Origin of the sequence: Allobosea lupini (genome assembly GCF_900109525.1) — a bacterium.
GTDB classification, from domain to species: Bacteria; Pseudomonadota; Alphaproteobacteria; order Rhizobiales; family Beijerinckiaceae; genus Allobosea; species Allobosea lupini.
This window is the reverse complement of the sequence record NZ_FOAN01000024.1, coordinates 1-2,503: the sequence shown is the minus strand read 5'-3', so window position 1 is coordinate 2,503 and position 2,503 is coordinate 1. Positions and strand designations below refer to the sequence as shown.

Genomic DNA, 2,503 nt, shown 5'->3' with positions numbered 1-2,503 from the left:
TGTGAGATCGCCTGCAATGTTGCCCCCCGTGAGGGGCGTTTATCGCGTTGAAGGTTAGCCCCCCTGTTATCGGCTCTGGCTGATCCTTCCGGTTTTTCGGAAGGGTCCGGGGATGACGGGTGTGGAGACGATCGCGCGGATCCGGTTCGAGCATTTCCAGAACGGCAAGGGGATCAAGCGGATCGCCCGCGAGCTCGGCATTGCGCGCGACACGGTTCGCAAGGTGCTCCGCTCGGGCGCGACCGAGTTCACCTACAAGCGCGAGGTCCAGCCGCAGCGGAAGCTCGGGGCCTGGGTGGAGGCGCTGACCGGCATCCTCGAGGCCGAAGACCGGCTGCCCCGACGCGAGCGGCGCTCGACGATCCGGCTGTTCGAGGAGCTGCGCGGGCGCGGCTATGATGGCGCGCACGACAGCGTCCATCGCTTCGTGAAGGCCTGGCGTGCCGATCGGGCGCGGCTGCCGGCGCGGGCTTTCATTCCGCTGCGCTTCGATCCCGGCGAGGCCTATCAGTTCGACTGGAGCCACGAGGCGATCGAGCTTCACGGCCTGCCCGTGGTCGTGAAGGTCGCCCAGATGCGGTTGGCCTATAGCCGCATGCCGATCGTGCGCGCCTATTTCCGCGAGACGCAGGAGATGGTCTTCGACGCGCACGACAAGGCCTTCGCCTTCTATGGCGGGGTCTGCCGGCGCGGCATCTACGACAACATGAAGACGGCGGTGGAGACGGTCTTCGTCGGCCGCGCCCGGGAGTATAACCGGCGCTTCCTCCAGCTCTGCTCGCACCATCTCGTCGAGCCGGTCGCGTGCACGCCGGCGGCCGGCTGGGAGAAGGGCCAGGTCGAGAACCAGGTCGGGACGATCCGCGACCTGCTGTTCCGGCCGCGGCCGAAGGTGAAGACGCTCGACGAGCTGAACGCCTGGCTTGCCGACCAGTGCGTCGCCTATGCCCGGCGGGCGAAGCATCCCGAGTTCCGCGATCGGTCTGTCATCGAGATCTTCGAGGAGGAGAAGGCGCGGCTGATGCCGTATCTGGGCCCCTTCGCCGGCTTCGTCGAGAAGCCGATGCGGGCGACCACGACCTGCCTGATCACGCATGACCGCAACAAGTACAGCGTCGATGCCCGAGCCGCTGGCCGCGCCGTGCTGGTGCGCGCCTATGCCGATCGGATCGTCGTGCTGCTCGACGGCGAGACGGTCGCCAATCACCCGCGCAGCTTCAAGCGCGACCAGGTCGTCTACGACCCCTGGCACTATCTGCCGGTGCTGATGCGCAAGCCCGGCGCCCTGCGCAACGGCGCCCCGTTCAAGGACTGGGACTTGCCGGCGCCGCTCACCGCGGTGCGCGAGAAGCTGCGGCGTCATGCCGACGGCGACCGCCAGTTCGTGAAGATCCTCGGCCGCGTCCCCGAAGACGGCATTGCCGCGGTGGCGGAGGCCTGCACCGAGGCGCTCGCGGCCGGCATCGCCAGCGGCGACGTCGTCATGGCGATCCTGGCGCGACGCCGTCAGCCGCCCGTGCCCCAGAGCATCACCACGCCCGACGCCCTCAAGCTCAAGACCGAGCCAGTCGCCGACTGCGCCCGATACGACAACCTGCGCAAGAGAAGGGAAGCCGCCTGATGGAACGCCACCAACTGATCGAGGCGATGACCAGCCTCAAGCTCTACGGCATGCGCGCCAGCTTCGACGAGATCGCCGGCAAGGGACTGAACCGCCGCGAGGAGATCTATCCTCTGCTGGCGAGCCTGATCCGCGCCGAGCTGACCCATCGCCAGTCGCGCTCGATCAACTATCGCATCAGCAGCGCCAGATTCCCGGTGCTGAAGGACATCGACGCCTTCGTCTTCGAGAACACGCCGGTCGACGAGGGCCAGATCCGCGAGCTCGCCACCGGCGACTTCATCGACGCCAAGCGCAATCTGATCCTGATCGGCGGCACCGGGACCGGCAAGACCCATCTCGCCATCGCGATCGCCGCCGCCGTCATCCGGGCGCGGGCCCGCGGCCGCTTCTTCAATCTCGTCGACCTGGTCAATCAGCTCGAACAGGAGAAGGCGGCCGGCAAGAGCGGGCGCATCGTCGAGACCTTGCTGCGCCACGATCTCATCGTCATCGACGAACTGGGCTACCTGCCGTTCAGCCAGGCGGGCGCGCAGCTGCTCTTCCACCTGATCAGCAAGCTCTACGAGAACACCTCGGTCATCATCACCACCAATCTCGCCTTCGCGGACTGGCCCCAGATCTTCACCGACGCCAAGATGACCACCGCAATGCTCGATCGGCTCACGCATCACTGCGACATCATCGAGACCGGCAACGAGAGCTGGCGCTTCAAGAACCGGGCCTGAGCGCGCCCAAGACCATCGCGAGCTGGACGCCGAAATCGCCCCGGCCGAGCAACCCCGACCAGCTCAGCCGGGCCGATCCCGGCACGGCGGCGCAAGCCCAAGGGGGGCTAGCCTTCAACGCGATAAGAGGGCTGCGCTTCAATGCGATTTGACA

2 protein-coding genes are annotated in these 2,503 nt (G+C 66.9%); both read left to right on the top strand.

The window, feature by feature from the left end:
- Positions 1 to 112: 112 nt before the first annotated feature.
- A complete protein-coding gene (istA, locus tag BMZ21_RS29800) occupies positions 113 to 1,621 on the top strand; it encodes an IS21 family transposase (protein ID WP_091843870.1) in 1,509 nt (502 codons plus the stop codon).
- Positions 1,621 to 2,349 (top strand): IS21-like element helper ATPase IstB, encoded by a 729-nt coding sequence (istB, locus tag BMZ21_RS29795; RefSeq protein ID WP_091843866.1) that lies wholly within the window; start codon positions 1,621 to 1,623, stop codon positions 2,347 to 2,349. Before istA ends, istB begins: the two co-directional genes overlap by 1 nt.
- Positions 2,350 to 2,503 lie beyond the last annotated feature (154 nt).